Source organism: Gramella sp. Hel_I_59, from assembly GCF_006714895.1.
GTDB lineage: Bacteria > Bacteroidota > Bacteroidia > Flavobacteriales > Flavobacteriaceae > Christiangramia.
This window is the reverse complement of record NZ_VFME01000001.1, coordinates 1,718,122-1,744,909: the sequence shown is the minus strand read 5'-3', so window position 1 is coordinate 1,744,909 and position 26,788 is coordinate 1,718,122. Positions and strand designations below refer to the sequence as shown.

Genomic DNA, 26,788 nt, shown 5'->3' with positions numbered 1-26,788 from the left:
TTTTGAAACTGAAAATTTTAAAAGCAGGATCTAAAACCTGCTAAGTCTCGAAATTAATCAATTTCTTCGTAATCGATATATTCCCCTACTTTTTTATCCTTATTGGTTTTGGCTTTAGGTTCCTTACCAATATTTGTAGGATTTGACTTTGATTTTTTGGAAGCCGAGCCTCCAAATTGGTTACCAAATTGCTGACCAAACTGCTGTTCGAACTTTTTACCCATTTTCCGCATAAAATATTTGAGAATAAGAGGGCCGAAAAATCGAATTATTATTTTGAATCCGAAATATATAAGTAATACTACAAGTACAAATTTTAATACTCCAGATAAGGATGCTTCTAACATTCTAATGCTTTTGACAAAAATAAAAATAAGCGTTCAGATTGGAAGTAGCTTCAGCAATAAAATTATAATAAAACTTATATCTTTGATTGAATTAACTCCGCAAGTTATGCGCAATACATGCATCTTCAGCCTGATTCTGCTAATGGCAGGCTTCACTGTTCAGGCACAATATACTGAAACTATAAATTCCAACCGCCCGGGACAATCACAGGGGGCTTTCGCTGTAGGAACCAATGTGATTCAGCTAGAATCCGGATTCTACCTTGGAAACGATATGCATGAAGGTCTAGGCGCCGATATCGACATTTGGGGAGTGGACTACCAACTGCGATACGGACTGTTGATGGAAAACCTTGAGATCAATCTTACCGGTGCTTTTGAGAATCAGGATATCGTTCGGAATTTTCTTGGGAATACAGTGGAAACTTCAGGAAGAAATTTCAAATCCAATACACTTGGCCTTAAATATCTATTCTATGATCCATATAAGAATATGGAAGAGGAGAAACCAAATATTAGAAGCTGGTATGCAAACAGAAAGTTTAAGTGGAAAACGCTGATTCCTGCAGTTTCGATCTACGCCGGGGCAAACTTCGCTTTTGGTGATAATCCTTACCTGGTCGAAGGAGAGAATAAATTTAGTCCAAAGGTAGCTCTTATCACACAAAACAATTGGGGTCGATGGGTACTGGTGATGAATATCATCGCGGATAAACTAACCGAAGAATATAGAACCTACACCGGAATTGCAACAGTAACTCATACCATCACTCCTAACTTTGCAATCTTTGGAGAATACCAGGGAATTAAAAGTGACCTTTATGCTGATGATTTACTTCGTGGAGGTGGTGCTTACCTGGTGGGTGAAAACCTTCAGTTTGATGTAAGCGGACTGGTAAATTTCAAAGACACTCCTTCCCGCTGGCAGGTTGCTCTTGGTGTTTCATATCGATTGGATTTGCATAAAGTAGATGAATTCCTGGAGGAATCTAATGAAGGAAATAAAAGACGTGCAAGGAGCAGGAAACTTAGCCGTGAAGCTGAGGAAGATTCTGATGATAATGATCAATAAAAAAGGCCGGAAATTCCGGCCTTTTTTTAATACTATAATTGATAATCCTTATTTATTAGACATCGCTGCTTCTACTGAAGCTGAAAGTCTTTTATATGTTCCGTTTTCAAGTCTCTCTCTGATTGCTGAAAAGGCAGTTAAGGTCTCTTCAACATCCTGCAGTGTATGGGTAGCTGTAGGAATCATTCTAAGCAGAATAAGCCCTTTAGGAATCACCGGATAAACTACAATCGAACAGAAAACACCATGATTTTCACGAAGATCTTTCACAAGAGCCATCGCTTCCGGAATACTTCCTTTCAGGTATACAGGAGTCACACAACTCTGTGTAGTTCCAATATCGAAACCATTATCTTTTAATCCGTTTTGTAATGCATTTACGTTCTCCCAAAGTTTTTCTTTAAGTTCTGGCATAGTTCTTAACATGTCCAGACGCTTTAAAGCTCCAACTACCAATTGCATTTGTAGTGATTTAGCGAACATTTGAGATCTTAGGTTATATTTCAAATAATCCATGATCTCTTTATCTCCAGCGATGAATGCACCAGTGCTTGCCAGTGATTTCGCAAAAGTTGCAAAGTATACATCAATATCATCCTGAACGCCTTGCTCCTCACCTGCTCCGGCTCCTGTCTTACCAAGAGTTCCAAAACCATGGGCATCATCTACGAAAAGTCTGAAATTGTATTTTTTCTTTAATTCAACGATCTCCTTCAGTCTTCCCTGCTCTCCTCGCATCCCGAAAACTCCTTCAGAAATAAGCAAAATACCGCCACCTGTTTGTTCAGCGATCTTAGTTGCACGCTGCAGGTTCTTCTCGATACTCTCCAGATCGTTGTGCTTGTAAGTAAATCGCTGTCCAAGGTGAAGACGAACTCCATCAATGATACATGCGTGAGCATCTACATCGTAGACAATAACGTCCTGCTTGGATACTAAAGCATCGATAGTAGATACCATCCCCTGGTATCCAAAATTCAACAGGTATGCTGCCTGTTTGTTTACAAAAGATGCAAGTTCATCCTGCAACTTTTCATGAAGATCTGTATGACCACTCATCATTCTGGCTCCCATGGGGTAAGCCGAGCCATATTCTGCAGCTGCTTCAGCATCTACTTTACGAACTTCAGGATGATTGGCAAGACCAAGGTAATCGTTAATACTCCAGGTAATTACATTCTTACCTCGAAACTTCATTCTATTGGAAATAGGTCCTTCAAGTTTAGGAAATACAAAATATCCTTCTGCCTGTTCCGCCCATTTTCCTAACGGTCCTTTGTCTTTGTAAATCTTATCAAATAAATCCTTCATCGGTCATTTTTTAGACGAGCCGCAAAAATACTGAAAATTGGCCCAATTTAACAAGGTAAATTATTAACATCGAAATCTAACGAAAACAAAAGCATCCTGCAAAGAACAGGATGCTTTTGTTAATAATTGTTAATATTTTATTTAATGATCTCTATCGAATGAGATTTTGAATCTTTTTGAGCATCGAGAAAACCCTGTTCGTTCATCCAGTCATCGCTATATATCTTACTCATGTACCTGGAACCATGATCCGGAAAGATCAATACTACATTAGAATTTTCATCAAATTCACCGTCTTCCTGATATTGTTTCAATCCCTGCATAGCTGCTCCACTGGTATAACCTACGAATAGACCTTCGGTACGTGCAAGTTCCCTGGCAGTATGCGCAGCATCCTCATCACTAACTTTTATGAACTTATCGATCATGTCAAAATCTGTAGCTGATGGGATAAGGTTCTTACCAAGTCCCTCGATCCTGTAGGGATAGATCTCATCCTTATCGAACTCTTTGGTTTCGTGATATTTTTTCAAAACTGAACCAAAAGCATCGATTCCAAGGATCTTTACATCAGGATTTTTAGACTTTAAAAATCTGGCAGTTCCAGAAATTGTTCCACCGGTACCACTACAGGCAACAAGGTGCGTAATAGTTCCTTCAGTTTGCTTCCAGATTTCTGGTCCTGTAGAATTAAAATGAGCATCGATATTTAGCTCATTAAAATACTGATTTATGTAAACTGATCCTTTAATTTCAGAATGAAGTCTTTTTGCAACTTCGTAATAAGATCTTGGATCATCTGCCGGAACGTTCGCCGGGCACACATGTACCTTCGCTCCCATTGTCTTCAGCATATCGATCTTATCCTTGGACGACTTTGAACTTACGGCAAGAATACAATCATAACCTTTGATGCAACTTACCATTGCAATACTAAAACCTGTATTACCTGAAGTTGTTTCAATAATAGTATCTCCGGGCTTCAGAATTCCTTTTCTTTCAGCTTCTTCAATAATATACAAAGCGATCCTGTCCTTCGAGGAATGACCTGGATTAAAAGCTTCGATCTTTGCGGAGTATTTTCCGGGGAAATCCTTAGTGATTTTATTTAAGTTGATCAACGGGGTGTTTCCAACTAATTGCAATACGTTATCGTAAACATGCAAATCTTCTCTCATAAAATGATCTTTAAATAAAATGCATTTTCACACATTTTACTAATCTACAAATTTAAGTCAAATTTTTTAATTACTCCTTAATACCTTCAAGGTCCAGCAAAAACGCGTATTCTTCAGCCACTTCCTTAAGGGCTTCAAACCTTCCTGAAGCACCACCATGACCAGCATCCATATTGGTGTGTAATAATAAAACGTTTTGATCTGTCTTATATTCTCTAAGTTTCGCAATCCATTTGGCAGGTTCCCAGTATTGCACCTGGCTATCGTGAAGACCTGTAGTAATTAGCATATTTGGATAATCCTGTTTTACTACATTATCATAGGGAGAATAAGATTTCATATAATCATAATATGACTTTTCATTAGGATTACCCCATTCGTCATATTCACCTGTGGTAAGAGGAATGCTATCATCCAGCATCGTAGTGATGACATCTACGAACGGTACGGCAGCAATAACTCCGTTATATAAATTTGGTGCCATATTCACGACTGCACCCATCAGCAATCCTCCTGCTGAACCTCCCATGGCATACAAATGATTGGAAGAAGTATAATTTTCCTGAATCAGAAATTCAGAAACATCTATAAAATCTGTGAATGTATTTTTCTTCTGAAAAAGTTTCCCGTTCTCATACCATTCCCTGCCCAGATATTCTCCACCTCGAATATGTGCAATGGCATAAATGAATCCGCGATCCAGCAAACTCAGTCGCACAGTTGAAAAGTAAGGATCTATTGTAGAACCATAAGAACCGTAAGCATATTGTAGCAGAGGATTTTTTTGATCTTTCTGAAGGCCTTTTTTGTATACCAAAGAAACAGGAATGCTAGTACCGTCTTTCGCTGTAGCCCAGATACGTTCTGAAGTGTAATTATCCTTATCAAAATTTCCACCCAGAACTTCCTGCTCTTTCAATATTGTCTTGTCTCCGGTCTTCATATTATATTCCACAACTGAAGTTGGAGTAGTTAGACTGTTGTAGGTATACCTCAACAAGTCTGTGTCAAAATCAGGATTTATGGAAGTGTAAGCAGTATAGGTTTCGTTATCAAACGGAATGTAGTATTCTTTATTCCCTTCCCACTCGATGATCCGTATCTTGTTGAGTCCGTTTGTTCTCTCGCTCACTACAAGGTATTTCTGGAAGATATCGATATCCTCCAATAAGAAATCCTTTCGATGAGGAATTACATCTTCCCAATGCTCTTTTTCAGTTTGAGCTAACGGAGTCTTCATCAATTTGAAATTGGTGGCATCATCCTTATTGGTGACTATATAAAAATCATCCTTGTAATGTGCAATGCTATATTCAAGTCCGCGCTCACGAGGCTGGAAAATTTTAAATTCTTTATCTGGCGTATTAGCATCAAGAATACGGTACTCGGTAGTTAAAGTACTATGAGAACCTATAATAATATATTCCCTGGATTTGGATTTGTAAACATAGGAATTAAATGTTTCGTCCTCCTCTTCATAAACAAGCTCATCGGTTTCAGTATCTGTTCCCAGAATATGCTTATAGATTCTGAAGGATCTTAAAGTTTGAGGATCCTTTTTAGTATAATAAAGCGTTTTATTGTCATTCGCCCAGGTAGAACCACCCGTAGTATTTTCTATATTTTCATCATAGATCTCACCTGTTTCCAGATTTTTGATCCTGATGGTATATTGTCTTCTGCTTACCGTATCGGTTCCAAAAGCCACCATCGTGTTATCTGGTGAAACATTAAGACCTCCAAGGCTATAGTATTCGAAGTCTTTCGCCATCTCGTTCACATTGAACATCACCTCTTCTTCTGCCTCAAGAGTTTCCTTCTTACGACTATATACCGGGTAATCATATCCTTTCTCGAACCGGGTAATATACCAGTAACCATTCAGCTTATATGGAACAGACTCATCATCTTCTTTGATACGGCCCTTCATCTCCAGGAATAATTTCTCCTGAAAATCTTTAGTATGAGCAGTCATTTGATCGTTGTATGCATTTTCAGCATTTAAATAATCCAGTACTTCCTGATCTTCCCGCTGATTCATCCAGAAATAATTATCGTTACGCACATCACCATGCTTCTCTAATTTTTTCTCGATCTTGTTGGCGATCGGAGCCTGCAAATTCTTTTCCAAATCATTGTTTTTTTGAGCGCTTGCAAATGTAATGCATCCTAACAGAATAACGAATAGTCTTTTCATAATGGCTTATTTCAAACCTGAATTTAGTAAATTTGAGCTTACCAATTTTTAAAACAAAATAGATATGTTTGGAGATATGATGGGCATGATGAATAAGCTGAAAGAAGCCCAGGAAAAAGTAGAGCAAACCAAGAAGAGACTTGATACTGTATTAATAGATGAACAATCTGCAGATGGACTACTAAAAGTGACCATCACCGCAAATCGCGAAGTCAAAAATATTAGTGTAGACGAGCAATTACTTGATGATAAAGAACAACTGGAAGATTACCTGGTTCTTACCATGAACAAAGCGATCAAAAAAGCGACAGATATCAACGAAGCTGAAATTGGGTCTGCAGCCAAGGATGGAATGCCAGACATTCCCGGAATGGACATGTTCAAATAAAAAAAAGCGGGCATTGCCCGCTTTTTTTATGTTTATTCTAAAATTACTATGCCTCTCCTCTGGCAGGATAATCCTCTTTATTCACAAAAGAGATCGACTTAATAAGATCTACAAACTGTGGTCTTGCGAACGGCATTGACTGTATGCTAGCCGAATACAAAGTACTGTCAGGTCTTATTAGAAATAAAGCTGGCTCTACAAATTCAGCAGGTTCAGAATCTTTGATCCCTTCAGAAACATACAAATCCCATTTTCTTCCGTCTTCTACATCAAAACTATGACCTATGGTGAGATTATCAACATCCCATTCTTCCACAGTTTTCTCAGCTAACTCCTTAGTATTGGAACTTACACAAATAATATTGACTCCTTTATCTTTAAAATCGTCCACCATAGTGTTCAATTCCTCAAGGTAGCTTTTACAAACCGGGCAGTGTATACCTCGGTAAAAAATAAGCATTGTGAAATTCTCAGGTTGGTTATCTCTCAGGTTCCAGTCCATACCATTAGTAGTTTTCACTATAAGTTCTGGAACTGCCTGTCTTGGTCTTAAATTTTTCATTGCTTTAAGTTTTTCCGAAAATTACAGGAAAGTCTATTTCTTCTGTGATAAAGCCCTGCTAATATTTAGTTAAGAAAGTCTAGAAACGTATTTCCTTCAAAGTTTCCTTAAAGAAGTGGTGCATCTCCTCTGTATAATCGTGATGTGTTACAATTCTAAGTTTTCCCTGTCCCATATTACTTATTCGTATGTTCTTCTCATCGAGCTTTTGCATAAACTCCAGTTCTTTTACCTCATCCTTCAGGTAGAATATAATAATATTTGTTTCAGTTGGTTCAAGACTTTTGACATAAGGTTGTTGCGCTAATAATTCTGAAAGTTCTGCTGCGCGATCATTATCTTTCTTCAGCTGCTCAAGATGATTATCCAGAGCATAGATTCCTGCGGCAGCCATAAATCCTACCTGGCGCATTCCTCCACCCAATACTTTTCGTACTCTAATGGCATTTTTCATCAGGGATTTCTTTCCTATAAGAACTGAACCCATTGGAGTTCCCAAACCTTTGGATAGACAAACCGAAATGGTATCGAAAACTTTTCCGAAGTCTTTGGAAGTATAATCTTTTTCAGCAAAAGCATTGAAAAGTCTCGCTCCATCAAGATGCAAACCAAGTTCATGGCGATCGCACACTTTACGAATCTCCTGGATGGTTTCAAGTTCATAGCATGCTCCACCTCCTTTATTCGTAGTGTTTTCAAGGCAGACAAGAGTAGTCAACGGACTATGATAAAAATCTGGAGCGTTGATATTTTCTTCTACCTGCGAAGCAGTGATCATCCCGCGATCACCATCTACAAGTTTACAGGAAACACCACTATTAAAGGAAACACCACCACCTTCATAATTGAATACATGCGCCCACTTATCACAAATGAGTTGCTCTCCAGGTTGAGTATGTAATTTGATCGCCGCCTGGTTCGCCATACTTCCGGTAGGAAAAAATAAGGCTTCGTCCATTCCAAACATATCAGCTAGCTTTTTCTCTAAAGCATTGATAGTAGGATCTTCTTTATATACATCATCACCAACTTCCGCAGTCATCATTGCCTGCATCATTCCTTTTGTTGGTCTGGTTACCGTATCACTTCTTAAATCTATTTCTTTCATCAAATAAGTTTTGCTGTTTGCTAAGGTAAAAACTTAAAAATTCTTTCTGCGGTATTTAGAAATCTATAAAAAACAGGGCTATAAATATTTATTCTGAAATATAATCGGAAACATATTCGTGTTACTACATAATTCACAGGTTTTTAATTAATTATATGATTACCACTCATTTAATTTGTACTTTATATGAAAAATTGATCAATGAAATCGAATACCGAAAATCCAACCTTTGAATCTTATAACCGGGATCCAAAACTTTATGATGAAATCTTTGACGAGAATGATAATGTAAGAGAAACATACCGCACCTTATTCAATCTATATAGCGAACATTCTGCGAAGGATTTTGCAAGATTAAATGATAAGGCAAAATCGTCATTCTTTAATCAGGGTATTACTTTCCAGGTTTACGGGGATCATGAGATCAAAGAAAAGATCTTTCCTTTTGACCTTTTCCCGCGTATTATTGATGCTGAAGAATGGGAACATATAGAAAAAGGAGTATTACAGAGAAGTAAGGCTCTAAATGAGTTTCTCCGTGACCTTTATCATGATAAAAAGATCATTAAAGCAGGGATTGTCCCTTTAGATCTTATCAGTTCTTCTGCCAACTATCTAGACCAGATGAATGGTTTTGATCCACCTGGTGGAGTTTATAATCATATCTCCGGGACCGATCTTATCAAACATTCTGATGGCAAATACTATGTGCTTGAAGATAATATTCGCTGTCCTTCCGGTGTAAGTTATGTGATCTGCAACCGTACCGCCCTGAAGAGAGCTTTATTCGGAGTTTTCAATCATTACCAGGCATATTCTGTGACAGATTATGCTGAAAATCTATTGGAGATCATGGAGAGCGTCAAACCTAAAGGTGTGGATGTTCCAAATTGCGTGGTAATTACCCCGGGAATATATAATTCAGCTTATTATGAACACTCTTATCTCGCAAAAGCGATGGGTGTGGAACTTGTTGAAGGACGGGATCTTTTTGTTGAAAATGATTTTGTGTATATGAAGACTATCAACGGACCGCAAAAAGTGGATGTTATTTACCGCAGGATTGATGATCAATTTATAGATCCGCTCGAATTCAAACCAGATTCTGCGCTGGGAGTACCAGGTCTAATGGCCTCCTATAAAAAAGGAAATGTATGTTTGGTCAATGCTCCGGGAACTGGAGTGGCAGATGATAAAGCGATCTATACATATATGCCAGAGATCATTAAATATTATCTTGATGAAGAACCTATTTTGAATAATGTTCCAACATATCATTGTAGCAGACCCGATGAATTGAAATTTGTAATGGACAATATAGCAACGCTGGTCGTTAAACCTGTAGATGAAGCAGGTGGCTACGGAATCTCCATAGGAAACCGACTCTCTTCTGAAGAGATCGAAGAAGTGAAACGAACAATTTCTGCCAGCCCTCGAAAATATATTGCACAACCAATTATGTCACTCTCAGTTCATCCCACCTATATTGAAGATGAAGATTGTTTCGAACCCAGACATGTGGACCTGAGAACTTTTACTCTTTTAGGACAGGATAAAGATTTTGTTCTCAAAGGTGGTTTGACACGTGTTGCGCTTCAAAAAGGAAATTTAATCGTTAATTCATCTCAGGGTGGAGGCTCAAAAGATACCTGGGTTTTAAAAAACAATCAATAATTTATGTTAGCAAGAGTAGCCAATAACCTTTTCTGGATGGGTAGATATATCGAACGTTCAGAACATATAGCACGATATTTAAATGTAAATTATTTCGCATCCCTGGATGCACCCAATGAGCTTTCTCAATCCCGGCAATTTGTGCTAAAGTCTATGCTGTTCATGGCAGATGATTATAGTACAAATGATGAACAGTTGGAAGAACAGGAAGTATTATTTGATATCGCATTAAATCCCGATAAACAGTATTCAATTATCAATTATGTGAAACTGGCCAGAGAAAATGCCAACAGCGCGCGGGATTTAATTTCTACGGAATTATATGAGTCCATTAATAAATTCTACCATTTCGTACTGAATTATCCGGTAGATAACTTCAAAAAAAGAGGTCTGTATGACTTTACCGTTCAGGTAGCAGAACATGTTTCAATTCTACGAGGTAAGATACGTGGAACTTTACTACATGATGAAGTCTATGCCATTATCATGCTTGGAGTTAATATTGAAAGAGCAACGCAGGTTATAAGGATCATTAACTCGAAATATAAGGATGCAGTGATAGCACAGGGAAGTTATGGTGATACACTAAGAAATAGTTATGAATGGACTACTTTGCTAAAATGTACTGAATCGTACGACATGATGCGTAGGTTTTACAGGCAGACACCCACTAGCATTACTACACTGGAATTTCTAATTCTGAATACCGATTGTCCAAGATCTGTCATGAATTCTTTGAACCAGGTCTACAAACACATTATGGTCTTGAGTACAGAGAAGCATCCTGGAAAAAATTCTTCAGCATTTCTTATAGGTAAAGTAAAAGCAAAATATCAATTTAAAGTAATTGAAGAAATTGAAATAGATTTAAAAACATTTATTCAAAACATCCTGGATGATCTTAATGAAATTGGATTAAAACTTCAGAATGAATATTTCCACTATTAATTAAAGAAAATGAAGTTAATTTGAGTTTTAATTTGAAATGAATATGAAGCTGGATTATACCATAAAATATGTTGCCAATAATAAGTATGAAAATGAATCTAATGGAGCTCTTTGGCAATTCCTTATAATTCCTGAAGATAACGACTCACAGGAGATAATCTCCAGCGATTTCACCAATTCCCTCAATATTCCTGTAGAAAGTAGTATTAATGGGTATGATTTTCAAACCTATCGGATCAACACCCGAGAAAGATTCCGTGAGATAGAATTTGTAGCTGAATTCAAGCTTTCTAAAACGGTTGAAAATATCTTTGAAACTATCAACCAGGAATTTTCAGAACAAGAATATGAAAGATTGAGATCGATTGAATTTCGAGCTAATCATGACGTTTTTCTTAGAGATACAGAGCTAACGAATTTACTTAAAGAAGTATCATTTCAGTTTGATAAAACAATTAGTCTCTTTCAGAATTTACTGAATTTAAATGCGTGGATCAAAGAGAATTTTACCTTTAAGACCGATGTCACAGGGATCGATACAGATCTAAACGATATTCTCAAAAATAAGCAAGGAGTTTGTCAGGATTTCACACATCTATTTATCGCTATCTCCAAACAATTTGGAATTCCTTCCAGATATATATCAGGATATCTACACCAGGGAAATGGTTATTTTGGAGATTCGCAAATGCACGCCTGGGTAGAATGTTGCTTGCCTGATAGCGGCTGGATTGGTTTTGATCCAACAAATAATCTTATCGCCGCAGAGAATCACATCAAGGTTGCTCATGGCAAGGATTATACAGACTGTCCTCCATTAAAAGGCATGGTATTTTCTTCTGGTAATAATGAAACTGAATACACTGTAACCGTTAGGGCACAACAACAACAACAACAACAACAACAATAATTAGAGTATTCTATTTCTAATTACCAATAGGTGAACCATCAGGTATCTTTGGAATATTCATTTCCAACTGAAATTGCTCTGGATGCTCCCTGAATTCTTTAATATTTCTAAGCATTTCTCTGTTTACTGCGGAATCATTCTTCCGAAGCCATTGTTGTAGCCCATCAATTTCAGCGTTCGCTATTGATTTTACCAGGCTCGTCGATTTATCACTGACAGCAAGATTTAGAAGGTGTTTAAAAACCACGAAATTTACCGTTTGCTGGACTCTATCAAGATACTCATCTATATAGGCTGACTTGATCGTATTGAGAACAGTTTCCTGCAGCAAAAATTCCAGTCCTGGATTATTATTATCTACTGCCTTCTGCTGAATTAACCTTTCAGCTCTAGCAGGGTGAAAAAGGAATTGCATAGTCATTCCTGCCGCGGTCGCTGGAGCTCCCAGGATATCAAATGCAACATCGGTATTACTTTTAAAACTTTCGCGGTCACGACTATATCCAAAAGCACGTGGCGGAAATAGCTCCAACTTTTCCTTCGGAATTGCGATTTCTTCAGCTTTTAAAGTTTTCAATATCTCTTTAATCGCCTTCTTCTGAATATTACCATCCAGAATTTTCACGTTTAAGTTCTCCGCTCCTTTGACTGCATATTCATATTCGAGTCCGCCCACAAGTTTTACTGCGGCTTCAGTTTGATGCCTATGGAAAAAATATAGCGGTACAAATACATCTTCCAGCACTGAAAATGGCTCTCCATTTCTAATATTATCAGCTGAAAAGTTTTGTATTGCCTGTTTGCGAATCTTTAGAACATCTTCAAGTTCATCAACCGCGTTTTTACCATTATCCCATAAGTGAGCGAATGCATTTGCTCCTCCTGCAGCCCGGGCGTCAGCATCAGATATAAAAATGAGTCCGTTTCTTTGAGCTTCTTCAAGAGTCTCATTTAAAAAATCACTTTCATTCTCTCCCTTCGGAATATCTGCATAACTATATTGAACAGTAACCTTGTCCCACTCTCCTATTCCCGTAGCATAGACATCTTCTGCAGAAATTTCACCATTTTTCAAACTGAATTGTGGATGAGGATAGTCCATTACAGATGCGCGGTCACTCGTACTTGCCGCAAAATTATGTGCAAAACCAATTGTGTGCCCAACTTCATGCGCAGACAACTGTCTAATTCTGGCCAGCGCAAGTTTCATCATAGGTTCAATATTCTCATCAGATTTCGCAAATGGTTTATTCAAAAGCGCCTGTGCGATCATAAAATCCTGGCGAATCCTCAAACTACCCAAACTTACGTGCCCTTTGATAATCTCTCCAGTTCTTGGATCTACAACGCTCGCTCCATAGCTCCAACCCCTGGTAGATCTATGAACCCATTGGATCACATTATATCTTACATCCAAAGGATCAGCGTCTTCTGGCAGCATTTTGACCTGAAAGGCATCTTTATACCCAATGGCTTCGTATGCTTCATTCCACCAGGATGCACCTTCAAGTAACGCAGAGCGAACAGGCTCCGGAGTCCCCGGGTCCAAATAATAAATAATAGGGTCAACAGCTTCGCTTACTAAGGAATCTGGTGTCTTTTTTTCCAGCCTGTGCCGTATCGCATAACGTTTTGTGATTGGTTCATAAACCGGACTTGCATAGTCCTGGTAAGAAATGAAAATCGCACCGCTTCTGGGATCGAATGCACGTTTTTTATAATTATCATCTGGTAACTTGACAAAAGAATGATGCTGCTTAACGGTAATATTACTGGCATCAGGCACTACAGAATTTACTGTCCTTCCTGTAGGTTTTCCTGAAAATGTAAGAAGTGCTTCAAACTCTACATTCTCTGGAAAGGCTTCTGTTCGATCCAGGCTAAGAGCACTCTTGGACTTATCGAGGCTGTAAGATCCGAACTTACCTTTCTTCAGCTTCTCACTAACGCCATGTGCATCTTCCAATAAAAAAGGTGTAAGATCAATGATATAGGTTGAATCTTTAGTCTCTTTGATTTCAAAACCAAATATGACCGACTCTGCAAAAGCTTCTTTTACACTATTCTTTTCAGCCTGATTGGAAGTGATTGCACGATAATTTTGATTGGGCTCTACTAATAGCAATTTATTACCTGCCTTTCTAAATTCCAGAACCTTCGTATTACCAAGTTGTCCCCTGTCAAGTCCAATGTCATTTGATCCTACTCCGGTAGTTAAGAACTGAGTATATAAAAAAGCAGTATTTAAGCTGTCAACTTCAAGGTAGATCTCGTCCTCATTTTCGTTATAGTGAAAATCAAAAAATCCGTCATAAGATTTAAGATCCTCTTTTTTTTCAAGGAACTGTGCGTTTATAGACATGGATATACTGAATGCCAGAAGGATAGATAAGAAGTAGCGCATAGATGGATTTTTTAAAGCCGTCTAAAGCTAAAAATTATTCGTTAAATACTTTCCCGAAACACCCCTAAATTCTATTTTTACGTCAAATCGAACATATGATTACGACCGAGAACATAAGAGATCTCAAAGAGCGCCTGGTTGCGTTAAGGAGGTATCTTTGACATTGATGCCAAAAAGATTGAAATAACCAACATGGAGGAAAAGACCTTTGCTCCAGACTTCTGGAATGACCCTAAAAAGGCTGAACAGATTATGAGAGAGGTCAATGCTGAAAAAAGTTGGGTGAATGAATATGCAAAAGCCGAGACTTTAGTAGAAGATCTTGAGGTTCTCTACGAGTTCTATAAAGAGGATGAAGCTTCTGCGGAAGATGTTCAGAAAAGAAATGATGATGCTCTTGATCTTATAGAAGACCTTGAGTTCAAAAATATGCTTTCCGAAGAAGGAGACAGCATGAGCGCAGTTTTGCAAATTACTGCGGGTGCTGGTGGTACTGAAAGTTGCGACTGGGCTGAAATGCTGATGCGCATGTACATGATGTGGGCTGAAAAGCGAAAGTATAAAATCAGGGAACTCAATTATCAGGGCGGTGATGTAGCTGGAATTAAAACCGTTACACTCGAAATCGAAGGTGAATTCGCTTTTGGTTGGCTAAAAGGTGAAAACGGTGTTCACAGGCTCGTAAGAATTTCTCCTTTTGATAGTAATGCCAAGCGGCATACCTCATTTGCTTCTGTATATGTGTACCCACTTGTAGATGATACTATAGAAATTGATATCAATCCTTCAGATCTTAGCTGGGAAACCATGAGATCTTCCGGAGCTGGTGGACAGAACGTAAATAAAGTAGAGACCGCGGTGCGTCTTAGACATGAGCCGACTGGAATCGTTATAGAAAATTCTGAAACCAGGTCTCAGCTTGAAAATAAGAACAAGGCGATGCAGTTATTAAAGAGTCAGTTATTTGAAATTGAACTTCAGAAGAGACAGGCCCAACGAAGAGAGATCGAAGACTCAAAAATGAAGATAGAATGGGGCTCGCAGATACGCAACTACGTGATGCATCCTTATAAACTCGTAAAAGATGTTAGAACTGCGGAAGAAACCGGAAATGTTGATGCTGTAATGGATGGCGCTATTGATCCTTTTCTGAAAGCTTTTTTGATGATGATGGGACAGAAAAATGAAGATTAGTTCATATTAAGGCTTTTATTGTTTAATCTGAAATGTTTATATTAAGACTTGATGAAATACACTATTTACCATAACGCAAGATGTAAGAAATCCAGGGAAGGACTCGAACTTCTGAAGAATTCTGGTAAGGAATTTGTAATCAGGGAGTACCTTAAAGATCCACTTTCAGCAAAAGAGCTTGAACAGCTACTAGCGAAATTAAGTTATACCCCTATTCAATTAGTGCGAACTGGAGAAAAGGTCTGGAAAGATAATTACAAGGGGAAAGATCTAAGTGAGGATGAATTAATCCATATTATGGTGGAACACCCTAAACTGATCGAAAGACCTATTGTTGAAAATGATAAAAATGCAGTAGTTGGAAGACCTGCTGCGGAAATTGATAAATTGCTATAATTACTACTCATATGAAACTACAATACAGGATTACAATTATTGGTCTGGCCGCTGCGGCAGTAGCTGGTTTCGTATACTCTCAGATCCATATTCATGAAAAAAATCGCAGAGAAATTAGAGAAATTGCCTCTGAGCTTGCTCTAACCTGGAAAAATCAGTTAAACCTGACCTTGGGCCAGACGCAACTTCTGGAAGATGCGATCATAGAATATACTATCAAAAAGAACGAGATCATTAATTCCAGTTTAGGAACAGGACAGCAAGTGAATAAATTGAAAACTATCCAGAAGAGTGAATACAAATCACTTCAAAAATTTATGAATGAGGATCAATTTGATAGATATATTCATTTAAATAAACAGCTAACCAGAAAATCCTGATTTACAAATAGCTGCAGTTGTTTATAAAAATTAATTTCACGCTTAACAATATTTTAACCCTCGTTCATTAAACTAAGTGGGTTTCCTATGGTCATAGGGTAAAATTATATAATGACCAATCGGAAGATCTATACCTTAAGTTTACTATTCCTGTTTATCGGCTTGCTGAGTTTTAAATCTTATGCTCAGGGCCCTTCACCTCTTAAAAAATACACCATTTCCGGTAAGGTTCTGGACGATGAGCTAAATGTTCCTCTGGAATATGCAACTGTCGCAGTTCAGAATACCAACGATCCTTCAAAGGTAGATGGTACTGTTACCAATATAGATGGCGAATTTGAAATAACGGTTCAGGAAGGAACCTATACGATCACGGTTGAATTTATCTCATACGAATCTAAAGTCTTCAAGAACCGAAATGTAAATTCAGATCTGGACCTGGGAACTATTCTACTTGGCTTAGGATCTGAAAATCTTGACGAAGTGGTTGTTCGGGCAGAAACTACCCAGGTAGATGTTAGACTTGACAAGAAGATCTATAACATTGGAAAAGATCTTACCACTGCCGGAGGAACTGTAAGCGATGCTTTAAATAACGTACCATCTGTCACTGTAGACATAGAAGGAGGTATAAGTCTTAGAGGGAATGAGAATGTAAGAATATTGATAAACGGTAAACCATCTGCAATGGCCGGTTTTGGTAGTACAGATGTTCTAAGCCAACTACCAGCTGAAGCTATCGAGAGAGTTGAAGTTATCACCTCACCTTCCGCAAGATATGATGCTGAAGGTACTGCTGGAATTATTAATATTATTCTTAGAAAGAAGGAAACTCTGGGATTCAATGGTTCCTTAACAATTAATGGTGGTAATCCGGCCAACGCAGGGATCAACGCAAACTTTAATTACCGAACCGATAAATATAATCTTTTCACCACCACGGGTTATAGATATAGAGAATCTCCGGGCGAAGCGTTCTTCGACACTCGATACTTTGATACTCGTGAGGATACTTTTCTTGACGGTCTTCAATATGATCGAAATGTTGAAGATAGAGATTATGATAGAATCAATAGAGGCTTCAATACCAATTTAGGAATAGAATACTATTTGAATGAACAATCTTCCATAACCGGAGCTTTATTCTATAGACTTGGGGATGATGAAGATCTTACTACGAATGTAAACGACTATTTTCTTGATGGAAACAGGGTGCTTGGAACCACACGTCTTGAAAATGAAGTTGAAGAAGACAACAGTTGGCAATTCTCCATTAATTATGTAAATAAGTTTGATAACAAAGGACACGAACTAACTACAGACTTTCAAATTGAACGTGATAAGGAAGAGCAACAAGCTTTTATCCGAGAGCCAATTAATTTTAATACTACTAATGTTGGAGAGATCTTCATCCCCAGAGAGAGAACTTTAACTACTGAAGATCAAAAAGAGTATTTACTTCAGGCAGATTATGTGAGACCTATTGGAGAGAATTCGCAATTTGAAGCTGGGTATCGAGGAAACCTTGAAAATGAGGTAACTGATTACTCACTGTTGCAAGAGGACCGTAGTAATAATTTTATTTTGAATCGTAATCAGACTAATATTTTTGACTATGACGAGAATGTTCACGCTTGGTATACACAATACGGTACTAAATTCGGTGATTTTAGTTTTCTTTTAGGATTAAGAGCTGAGCATACACAACTAAAAGGTGATATTGATTCTGAACTTACTCAGGAAGAATTAAGAGAAGAGTTTAGTTTTGATATTACTACAAATTTTGATAATAAATATTTTGGCTTGTTCCCAACACTGAATGTGATCTACGAAATCGCGGAAGAAGAAAATATCACATTTGGATATAACCGTAGAATTAATAGACCTCGAGGTTGGTATATTAATCCGTTTCCATCTAGAAGCAGTCGAAATAATATTTTTCAGGGAAATCCAAATCTGCAACCAGCGTATTCAAACAGTTTTGATATTGGATATTTGAAAAGATGGGAGAAACTTACTTTAACTTCTTCAGTTTATTATCAGAGAGAAACTGATGCTTTTCAAAGAGTGCAGGAGGAAATTGATATACAGATTGCGAATCCTGATTTTCCTGAAGAGGGACCAGAAACAATTCCGCAAACAGTTATTAGAAGCATCCCTTTTAACCTGGCGACAAACGATAGAATGGGTGGTGAACTTGGGGTATTATACAATCCTGCCGAATGGTTGAGATTAAATGGTAGCTTTAACTACTTTAGATTTAAGCTGGATGGTGAATTTAATGGAGATAGTTATAATACCGAAAACACAAGCTGGTTCGCGCGATTTAGTTCAAAAGTGACACTTCCGCTAAAAATTGACTGGCAAACTAATGCTTTTTATCGAGGACCATCAGATGAAATTCAGGGAACTCAGGATGGTATCCTTTCTATAGATTTAGCCTTAAGTAAAGAAATTCTGAATGAAAAAGCTACCATTGCATTAAATGTAAGTGATATACTAAATGGTAGAAAGAGATCATCTTATACGAATACTGAATTCTTTGAACAAGACAGTGAATTCCAATGGAGACAAGGTCAGGCAGTGAATGTATCCTTTATCTATAGGTTTAATCAGAAGAAACAGCGTCAACAGAGAAGAAATGACGAAGATTATGACGAAGGAGAATTTTAATAATCTGGAATAAAAGGAAATAAAAAAAGGGACTTAAATAAGTCCCTTTTTTTTATGCTTTTTCCGCTTTAGCTTTTTTACGAGCTTCACGTTTTTCTTTGATCAATTCTCCAACAGACCCACCGATCCAATAAGGAACGAAAGCTACCAGGAAGATCATAAGCCAGAAACCCATCGTTAATATCGTAAGGAACGCTAAAAATCCAAGGTATTGATCGAATTCGAACATAATGGTAAAGTTTGATTTAAATCAGGTCAAAGATATAAATACCTGATCGCTTATCACAGGAATTTGATCACTTTTTGAAGAATTATTAAACTTAGGGAATTGTTCGCCTTTTGATTGATGTATTTAAAGCCGAATATTAAGTTTAAACTGCCCTTCAATTGGTGCATAGCTACTTTGTTGTTCATTCCACAATTTACTACAGGAAATCTTTCCTTCAATACGATCATCAGAATTACTCGTGATCTCAATAAAGTTAGTGATATCGTTTGGAGCACCATTAGGCATTATCGCCCAAAGATCATGATCGTGAGTACTATAACTTATCCAGTTCTTGTTGTAAACCTGGTCGCCAAGTCGATAAATTCCAATCCCGGTAAAATTATCGATCTGAAAATCGAGAATAAAACTAACTGTTCCCAGGGAATTGTAATCTTTACGGAAGCTAAGAGCAGCAGAATTATTAGATGAGTTAAAAAGAACTCCGTTTACATCAGCATTCAGAAATTGATCTGAATCTGCAGGACCATCGTCATTAGCACTACAACTTACGAGGGATATTGAAACTACTAATGAAAAAACGAGTAATACTAGCTGTTTTTTCATTATTATGAATTTAGTTAAACAATAGTCTAAAGATAAAGCTAGTTGTGATGCAATGAAAAGGGAATTTCCCCCTATTTTGCTTTAGATAATTGGTTTACAGTATTTTAAAATCTACAAAGCGGGGAAATAACGAGTGTTTCAAAGCTCTTCTAATAGATTAAAGCCCGATTTAAGATTTATATAATTCAGAATAAAAGAACCACCAATTTTAAAGTTTTTTTAGATTAATAAGATTAGCGAAATATTAACTTTGCGAAACAACCAATTTTTAAAATATGGACTATAGAATAGAGAAAGATACCATGGGGGAAGTTAAAGTTCCTTCAGATAAACTCTGGGGTGCTCAAACTGAACGTTCCCGTAATAATTTCAAAATTGGACCTGCGTCCTCCATGCCACTGGATATTATATATGGTTTTGCTTACTTAAAGAAGGCTGCCGCATATACCAACTGTGAACTTGGAGTTCTTCCTGTAGAAAAGAGAGACTTTATCGCTCAGGTTTGTGATGAGATCCTGGAAGGTAAACACGATGATCAGTTTCCATTGGTGATCTGGCAAACTGGAAGTGGTACACAGAGTAACATGAATGTGAACGAAGTGATCGCTAACCGAGCTCACCAGATCGCAGGTAAAAATATTGGTGAAGGGGAAAAAACACTTCAACCAAATGATGATGTGAATAAATCTCAATCTTCGAACGATACATTCCCAACCGGAATGCATATTGCTGCTTACAAAAAAGTGACTACGAATACGCTTCCCGGTTTGAAAAAACTAAGAGATACTCTTAAGAAGAAATCTGAAGAATTCAAGCATACCGTGAAAATTGGGCGTACGCATTTTATGGACGCCACTCCCCTAACCCTTGGTCAGGAATTCAGCGGATACGTTGCTCAGTTAGATTATGGCATTAAAGCACTGGAAAATACTTTACCTCATTTATCTGAAGTTGCTTTAGGTGGAACTGCGGTAGGAACCGGACTCAATACTCCAAAAGGATATTCAAAAAGGGTTGCCGAATTTATCGCAAAATTTACGGAGATGCCTTTTATCTCTGCTGGAAATAAATTTGAAGCTCTGGCAGCACATGATGCATTTGTGGAAACTCACGGAGCACTAAAACAGATCGCTGTTTCTCTGAACAAAATTGGAAACGATATTAGAATGCTTGCTTCCGGACCAAGAAGTGGTATTGGAGAGATCAATATTCCGGCGAATGAGCCAGGTTCTTCGATCATGCCTGGTAAGGTTAATCCTACCCAGTGTGAAGCACTTACCATGGTATGTGCCCAGATCATGGGGAACGACGTGACCATGAGCGTAGGTGGAATGCAGGGACAGTTCGAACTGAATGTTTTTAAACCGGTAATGGCAAACGCTTTGCTGCAAAGTGCTCAGCTAATTGGTGATGCCTGTCTCTCTTTCGAGGAACATTGCGCTCGTGGGATCGAAGCCAACGACAAACGCATCAAAGAGCATTTAAACAACTCTTTGATGCTGGTTACTGCTTTGAATACCAAAATAGGATATTACAAAGCTGCTGAAATTGCTAACACCGCTCATAAGAATGGTACTACCTTGAAAGAAGAAGCTGCCAATCTTGGATATGTTACCAATGAAGAATTTGAGGAATGGGTAGATCCAAAAGATATGGTTGGAAATCTTAAATAATCGAGTCTCAACCAAAAATAAAAAAGCCTGCTTCTGGAAGCAGGCTTTTTTTATGTTAGAATTTTAAAAATATATCTACTTCTTAGCGAAGTATTTCTTGTATTTAAAGTAAGATACAGTACCTAAAATTGCCACAGCACCTAAGGTATAATAGATAAAGGTTGGCGTGATGACCTTATCTCCACTCGCATAGGAATGCAAACCACTCAGGTAGAAATTCACACCAAAATAGGTCATCATGATACTTGCAAATGCAATGATCGCCATTAAGTTAAAGAACCATCTACTTCTTAAACCTGGAACCAATCTCATATGGATCACAAAAGCATATACCATAATACTAATTAACGCCCAGGTCTCTTTTGGATCCCAGCCCCAGTAACGTCCCCAGCTCTCATTAGCCCACTGGCCACCTAAGAAGTTTCCAATAGTTAGCATTACTAAACCAACGGTCAATGCCATTTCAGTAATGATCGTGATCTCTTTTATATTAATGTCCATTTTCTTCTTGTTCTTGTCATTGGTTAGGATCATTAACAGCAGCGAAACCACACCAAGGATCATTCCCAGTGTAAACGGACCATAACTACCTACGATCACGGGAACATGAATAACTACCCAATACGAATCTAGAACTGGCTGAAGATTCGCAATAGCCGGATCCATCCAGTTCCAGTGGGCAACCATCAAAATCATTGAGGCCACAAATGCAGTAGATGCGATCGTAAGATTTGATTTTCTACCAAACGCCAGCCCAAAGAACATGGTGGCCCAAGCAACGTAGATCATTGACTCATAAGCATCACTCCAGGGAGCGTGTCCTGAAATATACCACCTGGCCGCAAGTCCTGCCGTATGAATTGCAAAAAGAACAATGATCGCAATTGCAACAACTTTGATAAGATTTCTGACAATTTTGTTATCATTGAAAATTTGAATAACGACAATAGTCAGCATAATGATTCCGGCTAGCATATACATCCAGAACAGATTCCTAAAGACATCATATTCATTGTATAGAATCTCAGCGTTCACTTTACTTTCAGAAGGCATTACATCTCCTCCAAATTTCTCCTGAAAGCTCTGGATGCTCTCCAGATACTGATCTGCTTTTTCATAATCGCTGGTCTCACGTGCAGTTTTAAGAGCACTCATATACAGCGGAAGTATCTGCTTCGTGTAAACAGAATCCATTCCTGAAAAGTTAGCTTCATCCAGTTCAGGATAAGAAACCCATTTATTATTCTCGTCTTCAGGAATAGGAAATACTTTTAGCACTTTTCCCTGTACCGCCTGATATAGCAGGTTTACTTTCTTATCTGTTTCTATGTAATCTTTCTGAAATTTATTCGGAACAGCCGCTTTGTAAGCAACTTCCAGATATGGAGAAAGTTTATAACCTCCTTCTTCATCAAAAAAGTCCATCAAAGCAAGGTGTTTTCTACCTTCTTCTACATTTAGTATATGATGCAAACTATCGTTCTTTTTTTCTACATAGATTACCTGCGCCTGGTACCAGAAAGCAGGATTTTCGGTAATAGAAACCAATACTTGGTCTGAACTTAAACCAGCATAAGTATCACTTTTACTTAATTTCCGAAGTAATTCTGAAGAATACGTATTGGCAGGCTTCATTCTTCCTCCGGCATCCTGAATGATCAATCGTCCAAATTTATCGGCGTGCTCTTCTTTCACAGCATTAGATACTATGATACTATCGATCTGCTGTTTGGAATTCTGATTGTGAGCGTGATCATCATCCTGGGAGAAACCGACAGATGACATTAACATTAAAGCTACTACAGCAAGTGCTTTTTTCTTCTCTTTGATCTTTTCAAGCATTACTTTAAGATTACCAAAACGGGAACCTTTGTCAAACAATATCCACATAAGTCCAAAATACAATAAGAAGTAACCTATATAAGTAAACCAGGTACCCCAGAAATCATGATTTATCGAAAGCACTGTACCCTTTTCGTCTGGGTCAAAACTAGACTGGAAGAAGCGATAACCTTCATGATCCAGTACATGGTTCATATAAATAGAGTATGGTTCAGGTTTTTCTCCTTCCTCAATGATCTCCACTTCACTTTTGAAACTGGCGTAACCAGGAGTTGCTCTATCAGCAGTACCAGGATATTTCTCTGCTATGAAATCATTCAGTTTCAACGCAAAGGGTAGTTCTTTTTCAATACTGCCGTAATTCACGAAAACCTCCAATCCGTTAAAATTGAGCGCCTGTGGATCTGCTACAGTTCCCTGTCCGCCCAGCAAGGTGATCGTTTCTGTTTTACCATTGGCTGTAATATCCAGCGTTACAGCATCAAGATCCTGCTTTGTTTTAGGGTTTGTTGGCACTACATCGTATTCCCCGGTAACCACTGGTTCTGGAATTACGAATTGCATACTTCCAATATTATAAAGCGACCTCAACATAAGAGTTTGTGTAGAGTCACTAACCAAAGTCCCCTGCATTTGATCTGCCATACGCATATAGGTTCCTTCAAATGGTGAATCTATCTGGTATTCCCCATCTTCAGTAAGCTGAATATTAATAGCTCCATCCTGCGGACTATTAAGCGTAAACAAAGTATTATGAATATTGCTAACCTCACCTTCTTTAAGATAATGGTCGTGTCGTGAGCCATCACCGGCTTCTACGATTTTAAGATAATTTTCGCCGTCTTCTGTAGGAACCAGAGCTTCTTCTGCTCCGTGAATAAAATTAGTGACTTCAAATTTTACAGGAGCACCGTTAAAATCGGTATTAAGAACATAGTCGTTCTCTACTTCAGGACCAAAAAGAACATCTTCCTGTAGCACTCTTCTTCTCGCTTCACCATCGATCTCACCATCCATAAAAAAGGTCAGGTACGTCTCATAGGTCATAAATTTATTGGTGGTTTCACCTTCACGAATTGGCATCACCCCTTCGTAGCTAATATACCTGGTTATAAATGCTCCAATTAAAATAAGGATAAATGAAAGATGCAGCAGTAGACTACTCCATTTTTCTTTTTCATGAAGCTTATATCGCTTTATATTCCCAACGAAATTGATAAGAAGAAATAACATAATCCCTTCGAACCACCAGGTATTGTAAATTAGAATTTTTGCCGTTTCGATACTGTACCAGGTTTCTATAAATGTTCCCATGGCCATGGCAATTGCAAAGATGATAAACAGGACGGCCATTATTCGGGTAGAAAAAAGGATAGAGGCTATTTTTTTCTGCATGAAAAAGTGTCTTTTTAACGGCTGCAAATTTAACGATATTTTATCGTTTTTTAGCGGCTAAAACCTCGAATCTCAAGTCAACACGTGTTAATTTCTATACCTTGAAATTTTTGGTAATTTAGCTTCATGATAAAAGTAGTGATCCTGGGTGCTGGCAATGTTGGTATTCACTTATACCAAAGCTTCAAGTTGACTCCTGAAGTTGATGTTATTCAGTTATTTAGCCGTAAATCCAATAAGTTAGACTTTATTGGGAATACTACTGAAATTATAAGTGATTATACTGAGCTGGCTGAAGCAGATATTTACATTCTTGCAGTGCGCGATGAAGCAATTTCTGAGGTCGCTCAAAAATTAAGTATTAACAATGGACTTGTAGTTCATACTTCCGGAAGTGTAGCGATGGAGAATTTATCGATGTTAGATAACTTCGGAATATTTTATCCATTGCAAACCTTCAGTAAAAATAAGGAAGTGAGTTTTGCAGATATTCCTCTTTGTATCGAGGCTAATTCAGAAGAAAATCTTGCAAAACTGAAGGATCTAGGAAATATCATATCTACAAAGGTTTTCGAGGTAAATTCGGAACAGCGGCGAGCTTTGCACCTTTCCGCAGTGATCGTAAACAATTTCACAAATCACCTGTTCACCATCGCGGCAGATTATTGCCATGAAAACGAATTGCCATTTGATATTTTAAGGCCGCTTATTCAGGAGACTTTTGATAAGATTCAGGATTTGCCACCATATGACGCTCAAACTGGTCCAGCCTTGAGAAACGACGAAAAAACGATTGAAACTCATTTGCAAATGCTGAATGAGGACCGACAAATAATTTATAAAGCACTAACCGACTCTATTCAAAAAACACATGGAAAAAAGTTATAAAGAATACCTCAACCAGATCACTACGTTCGTATTTGATGTTGATGGCGTATTAACCGATGGTTCATTACAGGTTTCTACCAAAGGCGAGCTTTTAAGAACTATGAATACCAAGGACGGTTATGCTATGAAAATGGCTTTAAAAGCTGGATTTACCATATGTATTATAAGCGGTGGAAAAAATGAAGGAGTTCGCGAGCGACTTCGTGGCCTTGGAATTACCGATATTTACCTTGGGGTGGACGATAAAGTGGAGCAAATGGATGAATTTTTTGACATCTACGATATAAAACCAGAGCAGGTATTATACATGGGCGATGATATTCCAGATTACTATCCTATGAAAATAGTAGGACTACCTTGTTGCCCTCAGGATGCAGTTCCAGAATTAAAGGAAATTTCGTTGTATGTATCTCATAAAAATGGCGGAGAAGGCTGTGTTCGTGACGTGATCGAGCAAGTGATGAAAGTTCAGGGAAAATGGATGGAAAAGAATTCATAAATGCTGGATTATTTTAAGCTGATAAGGCCGGGGAATTTATTGTTCATTGCCCTTACCATGTATCTTATCAAATACGGTTTGTTCGAACCATTTGGTGTGGCAATCACTTTAAATCTATTCGGATTTTCCATGCTGGTTCTGGCCGTAGTCTCGGTTGCTGCTTCTGGTTACGTGATCAACGATATATTTGATGTGGAAGCCGATCAAAAAAATAAGCCATCCAAAACCTATATTAAAACCGGTATTTCTGAAAAAAGTGCATACCGCATGTTCTTCATATTGAGCATTATTGGTGTTGGCTTAGGTTTTTATGTTTCCAATATGGTTGGTGTTGCTGGGTTTTCAGCATTCTTTATATTTGGCTCGGCGATATTATACCTCTATAATTCCCAGTTTCAGCAAAGCATTCTTATTGGGAACATTCTCGTGAGCCTTATTGTAGGTTTGATCCCAATTGGTGTTGGACTTTATGACCTGCTACCTGCGATCACTCCGCAGAATCAAGCCACACAATCCACGATCTTCTCAATTTTAATCGATTATTCCATCTTCGCATTCCTGGTGAATTTGCTTCGTGAAATCGTAAAGGACCAGGAGGATATTGATGGAGATTACAACGCCGGTTATAAGACTTTGCCCATCGCACTTGGTAAAAAACGCACAAACCAGGTATTGTTTTTATTAGGTCTTGCACCTATAGGTTTCCTGATCTATTATGTTTATGAATATCTCTTCGGAAACACCGCTGCAGTGGTCTACGCATTATTTCTATTGCTCGCTCCCCTATTATTTTTCCAGGTAAATATCTGGACAGCATCAAAAAAATCTGAATACTCAAGGCTTAGTAAACTTTTAAAAGCTGTATTGTTTTTCGGTTTACTTTCTATAGGCCTGCTACAATTTATAATCCTTTAACT

The 26,788-nt window shown here is 37.9% G+C and carries 23 protein-coding genes; 13 read left to right on the top strand and 10 right to left on the bottom strand.

Annotation, left to right across the window (positions count from 1 at the left end; all coding sequences use genetic code 11):
* Positions 1–53: 53 nt before the first annotated feature.
* On the bottom strand, positions 54–347 hold the full coding sequence (locus JM79_RS07880; protein ID WP_141877624.1) for a DUF4834 family protein: 294 nt from the start codon (positions 345–347) through the stop codon (positions 54–56).
* A 106-nt stretch (positions 348–453) separates the two neighbouring features.
* On the opposite strand from JM79_RS07880, the gene JM79_RS07875 reads away from it, so the two are divergent.
* Positions 454–1,419 carry a transporter gene (locus JM79_RS07875; protein WP_260443399.1) on the top strand — a complete coding sequence of 322 codons (966 nt, stop codon included), beginning with the start codon at positions 454–456 and terminating at the stop codon, positions 1,417–1,419.
* Positions 1,420–1,467: 48 nt separating this feature from the next.
* Here JM79_RS07875 and JM79_RS07870 read toward each other — a convergent pair whose 3' ends face one another.
* The 3 genes from JM79_RS07870 to JM79_RS07860 all read right to left on the bottom strand — a co-directional run bounded on the left by JM79_RS07870 (position 1,468) and on the right by JM79_RS07860 (position 6,105).
* Positions 1,468–2,730, bottom strand: a complete 1,263-nt coding sequence (locus JM79_RS07870; protein WP_141877622.1) for an aminotransferase class I/II-fold pyridoxal phosphate-dependent enzyme — start codon at positions 2,728–2,730, stop codon at positions 1,468–1,470.
* 137 nt (positions 2,731–2,867) lie between these two features.
* A complete protein-coding gene (locus JM79_RS07865; protein ID WP_141877621.1) occupies positions 2,868–3,908 on the bottom strand; it encodes a cysteine synthase family protein in 1,041 nt (346 codons plus the stop codon).
* Between the two features lie 70 nt (positions 3,909–3,978).
* On the bottom strand, positions 3,979–6,105 hold the full coding sequence (locus JM79_RS07860) for a S9 family peptidase (protein WP_141877620.1): 2,127 nt from the start codon (positions 6,103–6,105) through the stop codon (positions 3,979–3,981).
* 64 nt (positions 6,106–6,169) lie between these two features.
* On the opposite strand from JM79_RS07860, the gene JM79_RS07855 reads away from it, so the two are divergent.
* Positions 6,170–6,493: a YbaB/EbfC family nucleoid-associated protein gene (locus tag JM79_RS07855; RefSeq protein WP_141877619.1), complete on the top strand. Its 324-nt coding sequence runs from the start codon at positions 6,170–6,172 to the stop codon at positions 6,491–6,493.
* 46 nt (positions 6,494–6,539) lie between these two features.
* Here the strand turns inward: JM79_RS07855 and JM79_RS07850 are convergent, their stop codons facing one another.
* The gene (locus tag JM79_RS07850; RefSeq protein ID WP_141877618.1) at positions 6,540–7,055 is read right to left on the bottom strand and encodes a redoxin domain-containing protein; all 516 of its coding nucleotides are present in this window, start codon (positions 7,053–7,055) and stop codon (positions 6,540–6,542) included.
* A gap of 79 nt (positions 7,056–7,134) precedes the next feature.
* A complete protein-coding gene (locus JM79_RS07845) occupies positions 7,135–8,163 on the bottom strand; it encodes a GntG family PLP-dependent aldolase (protein ID WP_141877617.1) in 1,029 nt (342 codons plus the stop codon).
* A 201-nt stretch (positions 8,164–8,364) separates the two neighbouring features.
* On the opposite strand from JM79_RS07845, the gene JM79_RS07840 reads away from it, so the two are divergent.
* From JM79_RS07840 to JM79_RS07830, 3 genes are read left to right on the top strand one after another with little or no spacing between them, the layout of a single operon-like run.
* Positions 8,365–9,837, top strand: coding sequence for a circularly permuted type 2 ATP-grasp protein (locus tag JM79_RS07840; RefSeq protein ID WP_141877616.1), 1,473 nt, complete (start codon positions 8,365–8,367; stop codon positions 9,835–9,837).
* Positions 9,838–9,840: 3 nt separating this feature from the next.
* Positions 9,841–10,785: an alpha-E domain-containing protein gene (locus JM79_RS07835; protein WP_141877615.1), complete on the top strand. Its 945-nt coding sequence runs from the start codon at positions 9,841–9,843 to the stop codon at positions 10,783–10,785.
* 43 nt (positions 10,786–10,828) lie between these two features.
* Positions 10,829–11,695 carry a transglutaminase family protein gene (locus JM79_RS07830; protein WP_141877614.1) on the top strand — a complete coding sequence of 289 codons (867 nt, stop codon included), beginning with the start codon at positions 10,829–10,831 and terminating at the stop codon, positions 11,693–11,695.
* A gap of 16 nt (positions 11,696–11,711) precedes the next feature.
* Here JM79_RS07830 and JM79_RS07825 read toward each other — a convergent pair whose 3' ends face one another.
* Entirely contained in the window at positions 11,712–14,099 is a 2,388-nt protein-coding gene (locus JM79_RS07825; RefSeq protein ID WP_141877613.1) for a zinc-dependent metalloprotease, read from the bottom strand.
* Between the two features lie 95 nt (positions 14,100–14,194).
* Between JM79_RS07825 and prfB the strand changes: the two genes are divergently transcribed.
* The 4 genes from prfB (at position 14,195) to JM79_RS07805 (ending at position 18,742) form a co-directional block, all read left to right on the top strand.
* Positions 14,195–15,293 (top strand): peptide chain release factor 2 gene (prfB, locus tag JM79_RS07820; RefSeq protein WP_141877612.1). Its coding sequence is split into 2 segments (ribosomal slippage): positions 14,195–14,257 and positions 14,259–15,293, totalling 1,098 coding nucleotides; the frame shifts between segments, so codons are not numbered across the junction.
* A gap of 51 nt (positions 15,294–15,344) precedes the next feature.
* Positions 15,345–15,689 carry an arsenate reductase (glutaredoxin) gene (gene arsC, locus JM79_RS07815; protein WP_141877611.1) on the top strand — a complete coding sequence of 115 codons (345 nt, stop codon included), beginning with the start codon at positions 15,345–15,347 and terminating at the stop codon, positions 15,687–15,689.
* Positions 15,690–15,700: 11 nt separating this feature from the next.
* Positions 15,701–16,069 carry a hypothetical protein gene (locus tag JM79_RS07810; protein ID WP_141877610.1) on the top strand — a complete coding sequence of 123 codons (369 nt, stop codon included), beginning with the start codon at positions 15,701–15,703 and terminating at the stop codon, positions 16,067–16,069.
* Between the two features lie 111 nt (positions 16,070–16,180).
* A complete protein-coding gene (locus tag JM79_RS07805) occupies positions 16,181–18,742 on the top strand; it encodes a TonB-dependent receptor (protein WP_141877609.1) in 2,562 nt (853 codons plus the stop codon).
* A 52-nt stretch (positions 18,743–18,794) separates the two neighbouring features.
* Here the strand turns inward: JM79_RS07805 and JM79_RS16120 are convergent, their stop codons facing one another.
* Together JM79_RS16120 and JM79_RS07800 are read right to left on the bottom strand one after the other, a co-directional pair.
* Positions 18,795–18,971 (bottom strand): hypothetical protein, encoded by a 177-nt coding sequence (locus tag JM79_RS16120; RefSeq protein ID WP_026916335.1) that lies wholly within the window; start codon positions 18,969–18,971, stop codon positions 18,795–18,797.
* A 123-nt stretch (positions 18,972–19,094) separates the two neighbouring features.
* Positions 19,095–19,574: a hypothetical protein gene (locus tag JM79_RS07800; protein WP_141877608.1), complete on the bottom strand. Its 480-nt coding sequence runs from the start codon at positions 19,572–19,574 to the stop codon at positions 19,095–19,097.
* Between the two features lie 275 nt (positions 19,575–19,849).
* On the opposite strand from JM79_RS07800, the gene fumC reads away from it, so the two are divergent.
* The gene (gene fumC, locus JM79_RS07795; protein WP_141877607.1) at positions 19,850–21,247 is read left to right on the top strand and encodes a class II fumarate hydratase; all 1,398 of its coding nucleotides are present in this window, start codon (positions 19,850–19,852) and stop codon (positions 21,245–21,247) included.
* A gap of 75 nt (positions 21,248–21,322) precedes the next feature.
* Here the strand turns inward: fumC and ccsA are convergent, their stop codons facing one another.
* Positions 21,323–24,484, bottom strand: coding sequence for a cytochrome c biogenesis protein CcsA (ccsA, locus tag JM79_RS07790; protein ID WP_141877606.1), 3,162 nt, complete (start codon positions 24,482–24,484; stop codon positions 21,323–21,325).
* A 126-nt stretch (positions 24,485–24,610) separates the two neighbouring features.
* On the opposite strand from ccsA, the gene JM79_RS07785 reads away from it, so the two are divergent.
* Genes JM79_RS07785 through JM79_RS07775 form a run of 3 tightly spaced genes read left to right on the top strand, consistent with a single transcriptional unit; the run spans position 24,611 to position 26,786 of the window.
* Positions 24,611–25,372, top strand: coding sequence for a DUF2520 domain-containing protein (locus JM79_RS07785; protein WP_141877605.1), 762 nt, complete (start codon positions 24,611–24,613; stop codon positions 25,370–25,372).
* Positions 25,356–25,871 carry an HAD-IIIA family hydrolase gene (locus tag JM79_RS07780; protein ID WP_141877604.1) on the top strand — a complete coding sequence of 172 codons (516 nt, stop codon included), beginning with the start codon at positions 25,356–25,358 and terminating at the stop codon, positions 25,869–25,871. Before JM79_RS07785 ends, JM79_RS07780 begins: the two co-directional genes overlap by 17 nt.
* Positions 25,872–26,786, top strand: coding sequence for a geranylgeranylglycerol-phosphate geranylgeranyltransferase (locus JM79_RS07775; protein ID WP_141877603.1), 915 nt, complete (start codon positions 25,872–25,874; stop codon positions 26,784–26,786).
* The last annotated feature ends 2 nt before the right edge of the window (positions 26,787–26,788 follow it).

Excerpts from the sequence above, each read along its gene's own strand:
- ccsA (WP_141877606.1), bottom strand. The coding sequence starts at position 24,484 with ATGCAGAAAAAAATAGCCTCTATCCTTTTTTCTACCCGAATAATGGCC.
- JM79_RS16120 (WP_026916335.1), bottom strand. The coding sequence starts at position 18,971 with ATGTTCGAATTCGATCAATACCTTGGATTTTTAGCGTTCCTTACGATA.
- JM79_RS07805 (WP_141877609.1), top strand. The coding sequence starts at position 16,181 with ATGACCAATCGGAAGATCTATACCTTAAGTTTACTATTCCTGTTTATC.
- JM79_RS07850 (WP_141877618.1), bottom strand. The coding sequence starts at position 7,055 with ATGAAAAATTTAAGACCAAGACAGGCAGTTCCAGAACTTATAGTGAAA.
- JM79_RS07810 (WP_141877610.1), top strand. The coding sequence starts at position 15,701 with ATGAAACTACAATACAGGATTACAATTATTGGTCTGGCCGCTGCGGCA.
- JM79_RS07865 (WP_141877621.1), bottom strand. The coding sequence starts at position 3,908 with ATGAGAGAAGATTTGCATGTTTACGATAACGTATTGCAATTAGTTGGA.
- JM79_RS07855 (WP_141877619.1), top strand. The coding sequence starts at position 6,170 with ATGTTTGGAGATATGATGGGCATGATGAATAAGCTGAAAGAAGCCCAG.
- JM79_RS07830 (WP_141877614.1), top strand. The coding sequence starts at position 10,829 with ATGAAGCTGGATTATACCATAAAATATGTTGCCAATAATAAGTATGAA.
- JM79_RS07840 (WP_141877616.1), top strand. The coding sequence starts at position 8,365 with ATGAAATCGAATACCGAAAATCCAACCTTTGAATCTTATAACCGGGAT.
- fumC (WP_141877607.1), top strand. The coding sequence starts at position 19,850 with ATGGACTATAGAATAGAGAAAGATACCATGGGGGAAGTTAAAGTTCCT.
- JM79_RS07875 (WP_260443399.1), top strand. The coding sequence starts at position 454 with ATGCGCAATACATGCATCTTCAGCCTGATTCTGCTAATGGCAGGCTTC.
- JM79_RS07870 (WP_141877622.1), bottom strand. The coding sequence starts at position 2,730 with ATGAAGGATTTATTTGATAAGATTTACAAAGACAAAGGACCGTTAGGA.
- JM79_RS07860 (WP_141877620.1), bottom strand. The coding sequence starts at position 6,105 with ATGAAAAGACTATTCGTTATTCTGTTAGGATGCATTACATTTGCAAGC.
- arsC (WP_141877611.1), top strand. The coding sequence starts at position 15,345 with ATGAAATACACTATTTACCATAACGCAAGATGTAAGAAATCCAGGGAA.
- JM79_RS07835 (WP_141877615.1), top strand. The coding sequence starts at position 9,841 with ATGTTAGCAAGAGTAGCCAATAACCTTTTCTGGATGGGTAGATATATC.
- JM79_RS07775 (WP_141877603.1), top strand. The coding sequence starts at position 25,872 with ATGCTGGATTATTTTAAGCTGATAAGGCCGGGGAATTTATTGTTCATT.
- JM79_RS07785 (WP_141877605.1), top strand. The coding sequence starts at position 24,611 with ATGATAAAAGTAGTGATCCTGGGTGCTGGCAATGTTGGTATTCACTTA.
- JM79_RS07780 (WP_141877604.1), top strand. The coding sequence starts at position 25,356 with ATGGAAAAAAGTTATAAAGAATACCTCAACCAGATCACTACGTTCGTA.
- JM79_RS07845 (WP_141877617.1), bottom strand. The coding sequence starts at position 8,163 with ATGAAAGAAATAGATTTAAGAAGTGATACGGTAACCAGACCAACAAAA.
- JM79_RS07825 (WP_141877613.1), bottom strand. The coding sequence starts at position 14,099 with ATGCGCTACTTCTTATCTATCCTTCTGGCATTCAGTATATCCATGTCT.
- JM79_RS07880 (WP_141877624.1), bottom strand. The coding sequence starts at position 347 with ATGTTAGAAGCATCCTTATCTGGAGTATTAAAATTTGTACTTGTAGTA.
- JM79_RS07800 (WP_141877608.1), bottom strand. The coding sequence starts at position 19,574 with ATGAAAAAACAGCTAGTATTACTCGTTTTTTCATTAGTAGTTTCAATA.